Raw genomic sequence first — 14,416 nt, 5'->3', positions numbered from 1 at the left:
TGATGGGAGAGCTTCGTCAGGCTTCACCAGACGTCAGCCCAACCGGGCAGGCCACGCCCGTTCCAACGAGCGTGTATCTATGTGACCCATGCGCAGAGCTGCGATTTGCTGCCGGATCAGCCAGGACCGTGCAGGCGCCGGACTCGGCGTCGCCCGCCAGGAAACCGACTGCCGAGCGCTGATCGAGCGCCGAGGATGGCAGGTAGCGGACGTCTACCCCGACAACGACGTCAGCGCGTACTTGGGAAGCCCCCGCCCCGCGTGGCGACGACTTCTCAGCGATATCGAGGCCGGAACGGTCGACGCGATCGTCTGCTGGCACGTCGACAGACTGACACGCTCACTCCGCGAACTGGAAGACGTCATCGACCTGGCCGACCGGCGCGGCATCGAACTGGCCACCGTGACCGGAGAGATCGACCTGGCCACCCCGACCGGGCGTCTGATCGCGCGGATGCTCGGGGCTGCCGCCCGCCACGAGGCCGAGCACAAAGCCGAACGGCAAAAGCGCCAGCGACGACAGACCGCCGAGGGTGGTGGGATGCGCCCCTACGGCTACGCCGAGGACCGGGTAACCGTCATCGATGAAGAGGCTCAGGTGATCCGCGAGGCCGCCCGCCGGGTACTGGCCGGCGATCGCTGGCCAGCGTATGCAAGGACTTTGAGCAGCGGGATGTAAAGACCCCTTCCGGGCGTCACTGGATCCCCACCACGTTGCGCCGTCTGCTCGCGTCAGCCCGAATCAGTGGACGAAGGGAGCACACGCCGCGCAGCACCTTCCAGACCACCCGCCCTCTGCTGGGCGAGATCGTCGCCGACGCCGTCTGGCCCGCGATCATCAGCCCCGTCGACTCCGACCGGCTAGTCTGCGACCCGTGCCCGCACCCGGCCCAGGGCAAGCTGCGCCATGTCCCGGCCGGCGAAGTACGTCCACGAGCCCGGGTCATCCCCCGATCTGCACGCCCGTCCGGGCGTGCGCTGCGAAGAACCGCAGGACAGCGTCGGCGATCTCGCCGGGCTTCTTCTCTGGCGCGAAGTGGTCGAGCGTGCGGAAGGTCCCGGTCTCGGAGCGGGGAATCGTCCCGGCCAGCTGGGCGAGGGCGACGGCCTGCCGGCCGGTGTCACGGCCCTTGCCGCGCATGATCAGAGTGTCTGCGGCGATCTCGCGGTAGTCGGTCAACCGGCCGTCGAACCGCCCCACCTCGACGTGCTCGCTGATCGCCTGGGGCATGAGCGCGAGGTTCTGCCGCATCTCGGCAGGGGAGATCGCGCGCCGCAGGATGATCCGGAGAAGCCACCGCGGTACCCGTCCCGTCTGATCCGGGTTGACCCCGCGGACGAAGGTGATGAACGCCTCGAAGTCCGCGCCCTCGGAGATCTCGCCACGCGCTCGATCGATCCAGCCGACCGGGATCGACCCGCCGACCGACACTCCGGGCTCATAGACGGCGACCGCGTCGAACGCCGGGTTGCCGCACGCGGCTCGCAGTGCCACCAGTCCGCCGAAGCTGTGCCCGAAGATCAGCCGCGCGCCGGTTCGCGCGCGCACCGCCTCGATGTCCTCGCACTCCCGCGCGATGCCGTACCGGTCGCCCTGCGGGCCACTGCCGCCACGGCCGCGCCGCTGCACGACGTGCACGGTGTGCCGGTTCGCCAAGAGCCCGGCGAAGGCGGTGAGGTCGGACGCCACGGCGAGCGCTCCGGGAACCACGATGACGTGGGGCCCGTGCCCCGCGCTGAGGTACTCGACGGGCGTGCCATCCGCCGATGTCACACCCCGGGTGGCCAGATCAGACATGGTGCTCTCCTCCCGTTGCCCGGACCCGCCCGGGCTGCGCTTACAATGTACGCATAGGTGCCGGACCCAGGCCACACAGTGACGCGAGAGGTAGTGCACTTCACCCCCTCCTCGCAGCATATGGAGTAGTACGGCAACACGCCGATCAGCCGACCGCACTAGTGCACTTGGAGGGTCATGACCGACCGAGCGCTCTACCTACGCATCGCCGACGAGATCGCCGACGACATCCGGAGCGGACGGCTGGCGGAAGGCCGGCCGGCTCCGTCTACCAGGCGGATCGTCCGGGACTGGGGTGTCGCGATGGCCACCGCCACCAAGGTGATCGGCGCCCTGCGCGCGGAGGGCCTGGTCGAGACGATCCCCGGCAGCGGGACCATCGTGCGGCGGCGGGACGAGCGGCCGGCCGGGACGGCCCCGCGAGTTACCGTCGAACGATCCCGGCGCGCCCGGCTGACCCAGCGCGAGATCGTCGAGGCCGCCGTGCGGATCGCCGACGCCGAAGGACTGCCGCTCGTCACGATGCGGCGGGTGGCCGTGTCCCTGGGCGTGTCCACGATGGCGCTCTACCGTCACGTCCCGAACCGGAGTGACCTGACGCTGCGGATGGCGGACCACATGTTCGCCGGAGCCCGGGTGCCCGAGATCCCGATGGCGGCCTGGCGGCGACGCCTCGAGGCGGTCGCGCACCTGTTCTGGACGGTCTTTGGCCGCCACCCGTGGGCCGCCGAGGTGTTCTCGCTGAGCCGCCCGCAGCTCATGCCCAACGTGTTGCCGATCGCCGAGTGGTCGCTCAGCACGCTGCGTGCGATGGGGTTCGACGCACACGACATTCTGTGCGCGCACATCAACCTGTTCGGGCACGTGCGCAGCATGGCGCTGGTCCGTCTCGTGGAGGCACAGGCAGAGGAGGACACTGGGATGTCGGCGGACGACTGGATGCGCCTCCAGGACGGCGGCCTGCGGCGGTGGGCGTCGTCCGCCGGTCATCCCGGACTCGGCTACGTCGTGCGGGAGCGGTTCGACTTCGACCTGGACACGGTCTTCGAGTACGGGTTGCAGCGCATGCTCGATGGCATCGACACCCGCCGCCGCGCTCTCGGGCTGCCGGGCTGACCCGTGGCCGAGGCGAGCTACCGGGTGGAGAGGTGGGCTCATCGGGAACGGCCTCAGCAATCCCAGTAACTCCTCGGAAGAGGTCGTCAGCCCCGTCGGACACCAGGCCGAAGGGTCACCTGTATTGGCACCGGTGCCGCCAATGCCGCAGTACCCATTGGGTACTTTGTACAAATATTGCTGGTGGTAGCGATTCTCTTCGGGCGACAATTCGCGGCTAGCGTGGCCAGGTGGCCTCAGACATCGGTGTCCTCGGATGACGGGGCGAGGCATGCACGACCCATACAGTACGAGCGTCGTCATCGATCACGTAGCGCACGCGCCCGCCGCTGGTGACCTCGAACTCCCATTGCTCGAGGTCCTGTCCGTTGTGACGGTGAGTCGCAAGGTCTCCACGTCGGCGATGCTGGCGCTCATGGTCGGCGCGTGAGCGTGGATCGGCCCGCAGCGTCTCCAAGCATCGGCGCGTGTTGGCCAAGGCGTGACGGCATAGTTCCTCCCGGCCCTTCACCGCGTCGCTCGTACCGAACCGTACGTCCCATTCGTCGTCAGGAGGCGGGACTGTAACCCGGTCTCCGCTTCAGACTCATACCGAAACCTCAACCGGTCCGAAGTCTCCGCTCGTCGCCTCACGCGCCCGGGCATAGTGCGCGGGGTCGGCCTTTGATTCGGGCCTGCCAGCCCGCGATGACTTCCTGAGTAGTGGCGTCGACCACAGCCCTGGCGCGCACCCGAGCCGGTGACTGCGCCTGGGTCGACCACACCGACGTGGACTCCTGCCATCGTGTCTGGTTCGAGCTCCACGAAGACCTCATCGCCATGCTCGGCCTCGACCGGCACGCGGAACCCTGACCCGCCATCCCGGCGAAGAAGGCGGACAACGCCGCATTCCCGGACGGCATCCGCGCCGCCAACGACACCGGCCTACGCAACCTGCCGCTGCACGACTTCACCCGAAACCAGATCTGGGTGGAGGTCGTCGCGCTGGCCTGCGAACTGCCGGCGTGGATGCAGAGGCTCACCGGTTCATACAACGGTGGCCGACGAGTTCTCCGTGGCCGTACGCGATTGCGGGGCTCGGACTCTGGTGTCCGGCGCCATCCCCCGGAACTCGCTTTCGATCCCCAGCCATGGAATCAGTCACGCTCGTACGGCGCCCGTAGGTGCCAGCGGGTCACCGCGCCCTTTCCTCAACGGGAAGGGGCGAGATTACCGACAGCGGTTAACTTTGTCAGGGTAATGCACCTATTGACACTTATTTTACCATCCTGGTACTAATCGCGAACCTTGTCCTCCCCTTGCGACCCAAGGACGAGGACGCCACGCGGACCTCCGCGTCCGCCAGTACCAGGGAGTTCCTCTGTGGGGAGTTCATTCGATCATCCCCGTCGGCTCAGGCGACTTACCGTCGTCGGCGGCTTGGCGGCGGCGCTGGCCCTCGGAACCGTGTCCGCCGCCATCGGCGGTGTCCCGGCCCAGGGATCGTCAGGCGCGGGTCTGACGGCCGCTGCGACCAGCGCACTGCTGAAGGACTATGACCACGAGATCATCGACCAGTTCGACTCAGCCAACTCCGTCAACCATATTCGGCAACTCGCCGTGAACATCGGCCCGCGGCTGAACGGCACGCCACAGGAGCGGGAGGGCGCGGAGTACATCGGCGGCATCCTGAAGTCCTACGGCTTCGATGTGACCCTTCAGTCATGGGGCCCGGTCTCGACCAAGAACGTCGCGAAGGTCACGTCCCCGAACGCCGACCTGCCGGGAGGACCGAACTGGCAGATGGCCGCGTCGACCAGCGCGAAGTTCACTGGCAATGACGCCGCGGTGGAGGGACAGGTCGTCTACGCCAAGACCGGCCAGTCCGCCGCGGACTTCCCCGCCGACACCGCGGGCAAGATCGTTCTGATGGACTACAGCACCACCGCGTCGGTCCGCAACACCGCCGTGATCAACGCGGCGAGCCAGGGCGCGGTCGCGGTCATCCTGGCCTACGCGACCGGCAACAACGCGCCGCCGTCGTTCACGCTCACCACGGCCCAGCCGAACATCCCGGTGATGGGCGGCGGCAGCGCGCACTCCACCTGGATCAAGAGCCTTCTGGACAAGGGCCCGCTGACGCTGCGGGTCACGACCAACCAGTACGTGAACCCGATGGGCACCAACGTCATCGGCATCCGGCACGCGGTCGGCGACCCGGACGGCACCAAGGCTCCGATCGTCATGGTCGGCGCGCACATCGACTCGGTGCTGGGTGCCCCCGGCGCCCACGACGACGCCTCGGGCAACGGCGTCTCCCTGGAGATCGCCCGGGTCCTCAGCCAGTACCCGCTGGACAAGGAACTGCGGATCGGCGGCTTCGGCGGTGAGGAGGGCGGCCTCCTCGGCGCGAGGGCGTACGTCAACACGCTGACCGCGGCGGAGAAGGCGCGGTTCGTCGGCGAGTGGCAGATGGACATGGTCGGCACGCCGTACGAGCCGGCCCGGCTGTGGGCGCTGACCCCGAACGGCCAGTCGAACTACGTGGTCCAAGAGGCGTACAACGCGGGCGCGCGCGTCGGTTTCGACGGACTGCGCAACTGCAGGCTCGGGCAGAGCGACCACCAGGCGTTTTTCGACGTGGGCATCCCGTCCTCGCTGTTCATCTGGCTCGACTACCGCCCGCCGGCCCCGCCGGCCGTCTGCGGTCCGACCGGTGGGACGTACGTCACCGAGCCGCAGTACCACAAGCCGACGGACACGATGGACAACATCAGCCCCGAGCGGCTGCAGGTCACCCTTGACGTCGTGGGCGGCGCGGTGGCGCACAACGCGCTGAACGCGGTGACGGTGTCCGCGGTCTCCGACGGCGATCAGCCGCTGGCCGGGGCGCCGGTACGGGCCGACTGCGGCAACGGTCTGCGTGACCTGGGCACCACCGGCGCCGACGGCCGGCTGCAGGCGGTGCTCCCGCACGCCACCTGTGACTTCACCACCACCGTCGACGGCCGGGTGGCGAACGAGCGGGGTGTGTCGATCGCCGGTGACCAGGCGGTGAAGATGACCGTCGACCTCACGAAGCCGACGATCTCCCTCACCAGGCCCACCGATGGCGCGGTCTTCGAGCTCGGGACGGCCGCGACCGCGTCCTACCGGTGCGATGACAACCTGGCCGGGGTTGCCACCTGTGTCGGCACGGTGCCCGACGGCAGCGCGCTCGACACCTCCACCGTGGGCTTCCACGAGTTCACCGTGAACGCCACCGACAAGGCCGGCAACGCAACCGACAAGAAGGTCACCTACCAGGTCGTCTATCCCTGGAAGGCCTACTTCCCGGAGACGATGAACGGCAAGGCCAACAGCGCCGTACCGATCAAGTTCGGTCTCGGCGGTAACCGCGGCCTGGGCGTCATCGCCGCCGGCTACCCGGTCTCCCAGCCGGTGTCCTGCGACACCGGGAAGGCGACCGGTGCGTCCGAGCCGACCAGCGGCCCCGGGAACTCGAAGCTCAGCTACGAAGATGGTCAGTACAGCTACGTATGGAAGACCGACAAGAGCTGGTCCGGCACCTGCCGTACGTTCGAGCTGACGCTCAATGACGGCAGCAGCCACTTCACCACTATCAGCCTGAAGTAACCGCGATACGACCCCGGCCGGGGAACGGAGCCGGCATCGTGCCCCGCTCCCCGGCCGGACCATGGTGATCGGAGGGGACAGAGTGTCCCCGCTGGGTCATCCGCTGGAAAGCCGTCTTGAACACCTACGAATGGCTGTCCGCCAGCCGAATCTGGAACCCATCAAGATCTGGTTACAACCATTCGCGGCGGCGCTCATCGCCGCCGACGACCCCAGCTGCACGCGGCGCATGATCAGCGGATTCGCAAGAGACCCCGAGCAGCCGAAGCCGCCGAAGGTCTCATCTTCAGGACTACTCCTCCGAAGAGGTCGTCAGCCCAGTAGGACATCACGCAGATGGGCCGCCTGCGTTGACATTGGTGCCGCCGATGCAGCAGTAGCCGTTGGGCACTTTCTATAGATATTGCTGGTGGTAGCTGGTTCGCCTCAGGCAATAGACCGCCGTGCATCGGCGGAGCCCTGGAGTAGGGAGCCGTCGGAGCTCAGGGTGTCTCAGGTAGCAATACGAGTGCCGTGGTGTGCCAAGGGCGGACGACTGTGAAGTGACGGCGATCAAGGGTGGCCACCTCTGTGATGCCCAAGCGTTCAGCCACGGCTATGACGGAGGCGTCCACAGCACCCAGAAGGAGGCCGGCGTAGGCCTCCACCAGGAGGCTCATGCGCTGGAGATCGCCGTCTGTGAGATCGACCAAGGTCACCGGGCCCCAAAGGACTGCGATCTACTGCCATATCAGCCAGGATCGTGCGGGTGCCGTACTGGACGTCGCCCGCCAGGAAGCCGACCGTCGGGCGCTGGTCGAGCGCCGAGGCCGGCAGGTCGCTGACGTGTACTCGCGGCGCGGGCTCCAGGCGCGAGGCGATGGCCGTCGCCGGCTTCGGGACGGCGTTTCTGGTAGCAAGCCCAGCACGGCCGAGGACGGTATCGAGGCCGCCGTCGAATGCTGCATCGGTTCGTTCATGCCGCGTCACGTCGCAAAAGGTTCGCGATCAGGTCACGAAGGCGGCCAAGTGGCCTCACGTTGACTAGCCTCACCGGCATGCCCCTTGCCTCGATTCCCAGCCCTTCCGAAGGGGTCTGGTATCTCGGATTCATCCCGATCCGGGCCTACGCATTGTGCTTCGTCCTCGCGATCGTCTTCGGCATTTGGCTCAGCGAGCGCCGCTGGCGCGCCCGCGGCGGCGAGAAGGGCACGATCAGCGACATCGCGGTCCCTGCAGTGATCTTCGGCCTGATCGGCGCTCGCCTCTACCACGTCATCACCGACTGGCAGACCTACTTCGGCCCGCGCGCGATCAAGGAGCCCTACCGGGCGCTGTTCATCTGGGAAGGCGGGCTCAGCATCTGGGGCGCGGTCGCCCTGGGAGGTGTGGGCATGTGGCTGGCCTGCCGCCGCCGGGGGCTGTCTTTGGGCGCCGTGGCCGACACGGTCGCGCCCAGCATCGCATTCGGGCAGGCGATCGCCCGCTGGGGCAACTGGTTCAACCAGGAGCTGTACGGCAGTCCGACCACGTTGCCGTGGGGCCTGGAGATCGACAAGGCGCACGGCGGCGAGCCAGGGGTGCTCTACCACCCGACGTTCCTGTACGAGTCGCTGTGGGACGCGGCGCTCGGTTTCGGACTGATCCTGGTCGGCAGGCGGTTCACGCTGCGCCACGGCCGCCTGTTCGCCCTCTACGTCGCCGGCTACACGTTCGGGCGGTTCTGGATCGAGGGGCTGCGGATCGACCCGGTGGGCGGAGTCGACCACGCGGTGACGCTCCTGGGGCTGCGGATCAACCAGTGGACCTCGATCGTGCTGTTCATCGGCGCGCTGGTCTATCTCTGGGTGACTCGTAACAAGGACACCGAACAGATCGTGGTGCCGGCCTCACAACACAAGGCCTCGCACGAGGAGAACAGCGGGCAGGCCTCCGATCCGATCGAGAGCATCTGACGCGACCAACATGCCGTAAGACTCCCGAATTCTGTTGTGGCAAGTGCACACTTCAGGTACTTGCCGCTTGGCGCCGAATTACGAGGGCGGGTCATCGGACCAGGTTGCTGTACAGCAACGTTGCCGAGTGATCAACTACGACCCGACGCGACCCAAGTGGGTGCAGATCTACGAGGTCGTACGCGCACGCGTCGAGTCGGGCGAGTACCCGCCCCGCTACCTCATCTCCGAGGTCCAGATGGAAGGCGAGTTCGGCGTCGCCCGCGTGACCATCCGCAAAGTGACCGCCAAGCTTCGCGAAGACGGCCTCATCATCACCATCCCGGGCATAGGCTCCTTCGTGGCCCAGGACAAGAACGAGACCTTCGAGCAGGCCTGAAACCACCTGCCGGAGATCTCAGCAATCCCGGCTACTCCTCCGAAGGGTCACCCGCGTTGACACCGGTGCCACCGATGCCGCAGTGACCCAGCATCAGATGGCCCCCGGCATAGGCATTCCAGCCTACGAGTGACAGCTATCGGCTAACGCGCCCTCAAGCGGAACTCCGTCCAAAGATCGACGGCTTGTTCCAGGTCGAGTGCTGCCACGTCCTCGCGGGCCAGGCCCACCGTGTAGATCAGTCGTTCGGCGAGCCAGTCAGGAACGGGCTCTCGCATAGGCGTCGCTTCGATGTGGATGTGATCGGTCAGGGTCCCGAGGCGCTCGATCACCGTCCCAAGACGGACGACGTCGGGACGCGAGTTACCGACCGCCCGTACTCGGGCCTTGGCTTCGGCGTAGACCTCGGCATCGGCCCTTTCTCCAACGGCCCAGATCTCACAGATCACAACCGCCTTGTCATCGGCGATCCGGTAAACGATTCGCCAGGTGTTCCGACCGACGACAAGCTTGCGAAAGCCGGTCAGTTCCCCGCCCAACGGGTAGCCGGCCTCGGGGTTCTCCAGCAGCAAGAGGATCTTCTTCAGAACTTCGGGCACTGCGTCCGGACCGATCCTGCGGAGATCGTCAACGGCCGGGTCGGTGAATACGACTTCGGACAACGCTACTCGTCGTCCTCCGGGAGCGCGGCCAGCGACTCACGAGTATGCCCGAAAGCGGAGAGTACGTCGTCGATCGTCGTCCGCCGACCGCTGTCGGTCGCCGACCGTACAAGAACCAACGCCAGATCACGCAGATCGGCTGCGGCCTCTTCCAACTCGTTGAGACGCCGCATACTCACGACTGCCGCGACCGGCTGATGCCGACGGGTCACCACCAGATCCGTCCCCTGTTCCGCATCAGCCACCAGTCGAGCCACACCCCGCTGCGCGGCCTCTGTGACCGTGAGTTCGGTTGCATCCTGGAGAACAGTCATACACAAACTATGCAGATAGCTATACAGAAGAGCAATCGTCGAACCGAGTACCTCGATCGCCCAACCGGTTGAAGAGGTCACCTGGCTCGACATCGGTTACCGTCGATGGCCCAGCGGTGCCTCGCTCAGGGCCGCCCAAGCAGAAGGACATACAGGCTCACGGGCACCGGTCACGCAGGTAACAGGTACCGCCAGCCCAGCGCCCCGCACCAGATCATGATCGGCAAGTGGAGAGCGTACCCGAGCTGCTCCAGCGCCACCGTCGGCCCGCCGGTACCGGTCGTCCACGGAAGCGCGACCGCGGCCGAACCCGAGATCGCAGCGACCGCACCGGCGATACGGAGCCCCTCCCGCTCGCCGAACGGGGCCGGATAGCCGGACGGCTCACGCCCAGGAGTTGAGCGCGAGCCGTACAGCGAGATCTGTAAAACTACTCGTCGGCCGGGACCAGGCCCGTCTGGCAGGCGGCCCACTCGGACGGGTCACCCAGCTTGACGTTGGTGCCGCCGAGGCCGCAGTAGCCGTTCGGCACTTTGTACAAGTACTGCTGGTGGTAGAGATTCACTTCAGGCACCAGATGGCGATCGCGTCATCTGTTCGCCGGTCTTCACCCGCGTAGCTTGCGGAGCCGCTGCGCCAGGTCAGGGATGTCCTCCAACTCCCCCGTCGTCACGGCGATGACCACTCTTTCGGCTTCGTCCACGTCCCGGTACTCCAGGACCTCCCCGTTGTCCTCCAAGAAGGCAACGGCCGCCGCCCAGCCGAGTCGCTTGTTACCGTCGACCAGCGGATGCCCGATCAGAATGCTCTGCATCAGGGCAGCCGCCTTCTCCCACAGATCCGGATAGGCGTCATCACCGAACACGGTGGTCTGCGGGCGGAGCACCGCAGCATGCAGTTGGCCACCATCGCGGAGCAGGACCTCTGGCAGGACCGCCTCGGCCAAAGCGAGAAGATCCTCGGTACTCGGATAGACGGTCACCGAGCGAGCCGCTCAAGCAACTCCCGGTCCCGCTCGGCGATCTTCCGGCCCATCGCCTGGTAGCGTTCTCGCCGCCGCCGGGCGATGTACTCCTCAATGGCGACCACCATCGCCGAGTTGACGCTCTGGGCGTCACCACTGGCGATCTGCTTGATCTGCTCATACGTCTCATCCGGAAGCCGTAGCCGTGTCTCCGCCATACAGTCGACGGTACCACTTTGTGGTACCACCAAGGAGACCTGGCGATCACTACCAGACGCACGCATAACCCGAGGGGCGACGACCATCGCCTTGTACCGTGGAAACCTCACCGGAGAGTGGTCGAACTCGAAGGCACAGGATCCTGCGCGCGACAGAAGCTCCGCGTCAGCCACCCTGTCCAACCGGAAACGCTCATCGTCGGCACGAGCCCGATTGGCCGGTACTGCTACAAGGGTTATCAGTCCACTAGCCTGCTTACCCGGCTATGACCTGGTGTTATTCTCTATTTCCAGGTCTCCCTCACAACCTTATCAATGAGTACGGCGAAGTACGCAGTTGCTACACGGGCTGGCCCCACCTATGGTTTCCGCTATTCGTCGGCGGAAGAAACGGGGTAACGCGGTGCGGCGCCAGCAACAACCAGCAGATCGGTTCGTTTCCCGTGCTGAGCTCGCCGTACTGACGGGGGTGCGGCGTCCTACTATCACCACCTGGGCGAAACGCCATCAGGACTTCCCCCGGCCCATCAGCCTGGACAACCGGGAGTACTTCACCCTCGCTCAGGCGCTCAAGTGGCTGGACGGCCGCGTCATCCCCCAGAAGGAGCGGCGAGCGGACGAGTCGGCCGGATTCACCTACGGCGCTCGCGTGCGACGCGCGGTCGCGATCGCCGGTCAGGTCTCTTCAAATGGAGACGGCTTCGTCCGCGAGACCGCCTCTCCCGCATCCGACCTCGCCGCTGCCGACACCGACACCGACACCGACACCGACACCGACACCGACACCGACACCGACAGGACTGAAGCGGCTCTCCACCGCCTCCTCGGAACGTTGGCGACGAAGTTCCGTGACGGTATCAACCGTCAAACCGACTACTTGACCCTGGTGCTGTACCTGACCTTCCTCCGCCACTGCGCGCCCATGCTGTGGTCGGAGCTCCACAAAGTCACCGAACGACCTCCAATGGAGCTTCGTTCTACTGCGATCATGCGCCGGATCGGCGAGCTCACGGACCGGACGCTTCGCGCATATGGAATACCGCCAGGCGCACGTAGCACGCTGGAACGACTGCGGCCTCCTTCGGGGACGGACCTCGCCGAAGTGATCCGCCTGTGTGATCACCTCGGCACAACAGCTTTCCGCACCTTACTCGGCCACCTGGCAGCCACGACAAAATTCGATAGCGGTGACTACTTCACTCCCCGCGAAGTAGCTAATCTCATGGCGCGTCTGGCAGCCGGCGATAACGACCGTGATCCGGATCTGCTCGTATACGACCCGTGGCTGCGTGGTGGGGAGATGCTCCACGCCGCAGGTGCCCTCCGACCAGACCCGGGACCTTCGCTACGCGGCGCGAGCCCGAACCCTGAAACGCTGCGACTCGCTGGCATGAACCTCGCCCTGCACGGCCATACTGCTCAACTCGACCTGGGCGGCGTGACGCCCTGGGAGCAAATGAGTGAGCGGCGGGCACAAGCGCATGCCATATTGATGAACCCGCCGTTCAACATGCGCTCTGCACGACCCACCGCCCGCCACGACGACTGGCTGTTCGGGCCGCCGCCTCCACACAACGACAATTATGCGTGGCTGCAGTTCGCCGTCGGTTCCCTCCTCCCCGGGGGCAAAGCAGCTGTGCTGATGCCCCACCAAGCCGGCGTCAGCTCCGACGAGCGTGAGCACGCGATCCGTCGGGAGATGGTGGAGCAAGGGACGGTGGAGGCGATCATCGCACTTCCCGCTCGACTGTTTCCAGTGACGACCACGGCGGTGACGATATGGGTCCTCACCCCTCCCTCTAACCGACCGGGACGGATCCTTTTCGTGGACGCCACGAACGTAGACATTGTGACGCGGGAGGGGTCAGTCTTTCTGTCCCCGGATACGACCGATCTCCTCTCCGGGATCCATGTACGCCGACATCTACTCGCCGACGGCGAAATTAAGTGGCTTCCGGATCTCGGATGCGCCGTCTCTGCCGATGTGCACGCGCTTCGGCAGGCCGACTATTCCTTGGACCCGGCCGACTACATCGAAGACAGGCCCGTAGGTGCTCCAGTTCCACAGGACGCTCCGAGCACGGCGAACGAGCTGGTGCGCATAAAGAGCGAAGTAGATCGACTGGATGCCCGAGCCACTGAGCTTCGGACAGCTCCACGTCATGGATACTCCCGAGGCATTCCCCGAGGATGGAGCCGCGTTGCCCTGAGCGATCTTTGCAGCATCCAGGCTGGCCCATCTTTCTCCCGGCTTGGCATGGCCGAGCGTGTGGCAGACGGATCAGTACCCATCGTGATGCCAAGGCATCTGCATCAGGGGTCGATCGTCGCTGACGATGCGGACCAGACGACCGAAGGGACGGCAGAGCGATTGGCCAGGTTCCGCCTGCAGGCAGACGACATCCTCTGCGTGCGATCAGGCGCTATGGGACATCCGGCGATCGTTCGGGAACAGCAGGAAGGATGGCTCTTCGGCGGGAACTTGCATCGATTGCGCCTTCTCAGGGCCGACACCGTGGATCCACATTACCTGCTGATCTTTCTGAATCTTCCCTCGGTCATGAGCTGGATCCACCGTCGCTCCAGAGCAACCGTCATCCCATTCATCAATACTCGCGACCTCGGTCGGCTCACCGTGACCGTTCCTCCGCTCGATGAACAGCGCCAGATCAGATCAGCTCTCAACACACTTGACGAACAGGTCGCGGTCCACGAGGAGTTCGCGCGCGCAGCCGCGACGGCCCGTACAGCACTGGCCGAGCAATTGTTGGAAGGTGCGGTGTTTCTCCGTGAGAGTGCCACCTGTCAAGGCCGGAAGAGAGGCGGCCGTCGGGCGCACGATCGCGGGGATGGCGGGAGTCGGCGGGCCTCTCGGCCTCGGCATCGCCGGTGCGCCATGGGGAGTGATGGTAGTTTTGATCGCGCTGACGTTGGTGATCACCCTTGTTCAGAGCGTTTTCCCACAGGAGTCCGCCCATCGCCTGGCGTGGTGGCGTTCCCGCTGGCAGTCCCGCGAGCGCATGTTCGGGGCGGGAGCCCCAACCAGAACAGTCCGAGCGAAGCGAGCGCCCTCTTCCAGCGGAGCCAAGACCCAACGTCGAGAAGAGAAGGGCCAGCGCTGAGCGGTGGGTCGGTCCGGAGGCACGCCCCCCGCTCAGTGGATCAAGGCTCCCCAGGCGCTTACCCACATGACCACCTGGTTCAGGCTTCGCCGACCGCTCGGACCCCAGTAGCCCTTGGGGAGCACGCAAGTACTCGCTTCGTCTGCCGACGTCCGCATTGAGAGTTATGCTAGCGGACACGCCGTTCTCCAGTTGAGCGGCCAGATTTCTCCCGGCTGGTGGCCATCAAAATTCCTGGTGTGGTCACCGGAAATCCCGGTGAGTGGCCAGGTCGATCTCCCGGTGGATGGTCAG

General features: G+C 65.9%; 15 protein-coding genes and 2 pseudogenes. 9 read left to right on the top strand and 8 right to left on the bottom strand.

Annotated features, from left to right (window positions below):
- Nucleotides 1-88 precede the first annotated feature (88 nt).
- Both DQ384_RS07855 and DQ384_RS44095 read left to right on the top strand, forming a co-directional pair.
- Nucleotides 89-679 (top strand): recombinase family protein, encoded by a 591-nt coding sequence (locus tag DQ384_RS07855; RefSeq protein ID WP_220182829.1) that lies wholly within the window; start codon nucleotides 89-91, stop codon nucleotides 677-679.
- Nucleotides 640-783 (top strand): annotated as a pseudogene (locus DQ384_RS44095) (recombinase family protein); the annotation flags it as partial. The gene DQ384_RS07855 and the pseudogene DQ384_RS44095, both read left to right, overlap by 40 nt.
- A gap of 160 nt (nucleotides 784-943) precedes the next feature.
- Here DQ384_RS44095 and DQ384_RS07850 read toward each other — a convergent pair.
- The gene (locus tag DQ384_RS07850; RefSeq protein ID WP_114028060.1) at nucleotides 944-1,798 is read right to left on the bottom strand and encodes an alpha/beta fold hydrolase; all 855 of its coding nucleotides are present in this window, start codon (nucleotides 1,796-1,798) and stop codon (nucleotides 944-946) included.
- Nucleotides 1,799-1,975: 177 nt separating this feature from the next.
- On the opposite strand from DQ384_RS07850, the gene DQ384_RS07845 reads away from it, so the two are divergent.
- Nucleotides 1,976-2,914 carry a TetR/AcrR family transcriptional regulator C-terminal domain-containing protein gene (locus DQ384_RS07845; protein ID WP_114028059.1) on the top strand — a complete coding sequence of 313 codons (939 nt, stop codon included), beginning with the start codon at nucleotides 1,976-1,978 and terminating at the stop codon, nucleotides 2,912-2,914.
- Nucleotides 2,915-2,995: 81 nt separating this feature from the next.
- Here the strand turns inward: DQ384_RS07845 and DQ384_RS44090 are convergent.
- Nucleotides 2,996-3,103 (bottom strand): annotated as a pseudogene (locus DQ384_RS44090) (peptide-methionine (S)-S-oxide reductase MsrA); the annotation flags it as partial.
- Nucleotides 3,104-3,185: 82 nt separating this feature from the next.
- On the opposite strand from DQ384_RS44090, the gene DQ384_RS41115 reads away from it, so the two are divergent.
- The 3 genes from DQ384_RS41115 to DQ384_RS07825 all read left to right on the top strand — a co-directional run bounded on the left by DQ384_RS41115 (nucleotide 3,186) and on the right by DQ384_RS07825 (nucleotide 6,529).
- The gene (locus DQ384_RS41115) at nucleotides 3,186-3,344 is read left to right on the top strand and encodes a hypothetical protein (RefSeq protein WP_181871088.1); all 159 of its coding nucleotides are present in this window, start codon (nucleotides 3,186-3,188) and stop codon (nucleotides 3,342-3,344) included.
- A gap of 272 nt (nucleotides 3,345-3,616) precedes the next feature.
- Complete coding sequence (locus DQ384_RS07835) at nucleotides 3,617-3,766, top strand: hypothetical protein (protein ID WP_245966310.1); 150 nt, start codon at nucleotides 3,617-3,619, stop codon at nucleotides 3,764-3,766.
- A 567-nt stretch (nucleotides 3,767-4,333) separates the two neighbouring features.
- Nucleotides 4,334-6,529: a PxKF domain-containing protein gene (locus DQ384_RS07825; RefSeq protein ID WP_114028056.1), complete on the top strand. Its 2,196-nt coding sequence runs from the start codon at nucleotides 4,334-4,336 to the stop codon at nucleotides 6,527-6,529.
- 482 nt (nucleotides 6,530-7,011) lie between these two features.
- Here DQ384_RS07825 and DQ384_RS07820 read toward each other — a convergent pair whose 3' ends face one another.
- Nucleotides 7,012-7,227: a PIN domain-containing protein gene (locus DQ384_RS07820; RefSeq protein ID WP_245966309.1), complete on the bottom strand. Its 216-nt coding sequence runs from the start codon at nucleotides 7,225-7,227 to the stop codon at nucleotides 7,012-7,014.
- Between the two features lie 339 nt (nucleotides 7,228-7,566).
- Between DQ384_RS07820 and lgt the strand changes: the two genes are divergently transcribed.
- On the top strand, nucleotides 7,567-8,463 hold the full coding sequence (gene lgt / locus DQ384_RS07815; RefSeq protein ID WP_114028055.1) for a prolipoprotein diacylglyceryl transferase: 897 nt from the start codon (nucleotides 7,567-7,569) through the stop codon (nucleotides 8,461-8,463).
- Between the two features lie 127 nt (nucleotides 8,464-8,590).
- Nucleotides 8,591-8,842 (top strand): GntR family transcriptional regulator, encoded by a 252-nt coding sequence (locus DQ384_RS07810; RefSeq protein ID WP_114028054.1) that lies wholly within the window; start codon nucleotides 8,591-8,593, stop codon nucleotides 8,840-8,842.
- Between the two features lie 143 nt (nucleotides 8,843-8,985).
- Here the strand turns inward: DQ384_RS07810 and DQ384_RS07805 are convergent, their stop codons facing one another.
- From DQ384_RS07805 to DQ384_RS40305, 5 genes are all read right to left on the bottom strand, one after another.
- Nucleotides 8,986-9,504 (bottom strand): type II toxin-antitoxin system RelE family toxin, encoded by a 519-nt coding sequence (locus DQ384_RS07805; protein WP_114028053.1) that lies wholly within the window; start codon nucleotides 9,502-9,504, stop codon nucleotides 8,986-8,988.
- Nucleotides 9,505-9,506: 2 nt separating this feature from the next.
- Nucleotides 9,507-9,818 carry a type II toxin-antitoxin system prevent-host-death family antitoxin gene (locus DQ384_RS07800; RefSeq protein ID WP_114028431.1) on the bottom strand — a complete coding sequence of 104 codons (312 nt, stop codon included), beginning with the start codon at nucleotides 9,816-9,818 and terminating at the stop codon, nucleotides 9,507-9,509.
- Nucleotides 9,819-10,248: 430 nt separating this feature from the next.
- On the bottom strand, nucleotides 10,249-10,392 hold the full coding sequence (locus DQ384_RS07790; protein WP_220182828.1) for a hypothetical protein: 144 nt from the start codon (nucleotides 10,390-10,392) through the stop codon (nucleotides 10,249-10,251).
- Nucleotides 10,393-10,425: 33 nt separating this feature from the next.
- Nucleotides 10,426-10,800: a type II toxin-antitoxin system death-on-curing family toxin gene (locus DQ384_RS07785; RefSeq protein WP_114028051.1), complete on the bottom strand. Its 375-nt coding sequence runs from the start codon at nucleotides 10,798-10,800 to the stop codon at nucleotides 10,426-10,428.
- Nucleotides 10,797-11,000, bottom strand: a complete 204-nt coding sequence (locus tag DQ384_RS40305; protein WP_147268686.1) for an Arc family DNA-binding protein — start codon at nucleotides 10,998-11,000, stop codon at nucleotides 10,797-10,799. Before DQ384_RS40305 ends, DQ384_RS07785 begins: the two co-directional genes overlap by 4 nt.
- A 403-nt stretch (nucleotides 11,001-11,403) precedes the next feature.
- Between DQ384_RS40305 and DQ384_RS07770 the strand changes: the two genes are divergently transcribed.
- The gene (locus tag DQ384_RS07770) at nucleotides 11,404-14,283 is read left to right on the top strand and encodes a type I restriction-modification system subunit M/S (protein WP_181871086.1); all 2,880 of its coding nucleotides are present in this window, start codon (nucleotides 11,404-11,406) and stop codon (nucleotides 14,281-14,283) included.
- The last annotated feature ends 133 nt before the right edge of the window (nucleotides 14,284-14,416 follow it).

The organism is Sphaerisporangium album, from assembly GCF_003323745.1.
GTDB lineage: Bacteria > Actinomycetota > Actinomycetes > Streptosporangiales > Streptosporangiaceae > Sphaerisporangium > Sphaerisporangium album.
The sequence above is the reverse complement of the archived record's forward strand: the minus strand, read 5'-3'. Positions and strand labels throughout refer to the sequence as shown.

Excerpts from the sequence above, each read along its gene's own strand:
- DQ384_RS07850 (WP_114028060.1), bottom strand. The coding sequence starts at position 1,798 with ATGTCTGATCTGGCCACCCGGGGTGTGACATCGGCGGATGGCACGCCC.
- DQ384_RS40305 (WP_147268686.1), bottom strand. The coding sequence starts at position 11,000 with ATGGCGGAGACACGGCTACGGCTTCCGGATGAGACGTATGAGCAGATC.
- DQ384_RS07845 (WP_114028059.1), top strand. The coding sequence starts at position 1,976 with ATGACCGACCGAGCGCTCTACCTACGCATCGCCGACGAGATCGCCGAC.
- DQ384_RS07855 (WP_220182829.1), top strand. The coding sequence starts at position 89 with ATGCGCAGAGCTGCGATTTGCTGCCGGATCAGCCAGGACCGTGCAGGC.
- DQ384_RS41115 (WP_181871088.1), top strand. The coding sequence starts at position 3,186 with ATGCACGACCCATACAGTACGAGCGTCGTCATCGATCACGTAGCGCAC.
- lgt (WP_114028055.1), top strand. The coding sequence starts at position 7,567 with ATGCCCCTTGCCTCGATTCCCAGCCCTTCCGAAGGGGTCTGGTATCTC.
- DQ384_RS07800 (WP_114028431.1), bottom strand. The coding sequence starts at position 9,818 with ATGACTGTTCTCCAGGATGCAACCGAACTCACGGTCACAGAGGCCGCG.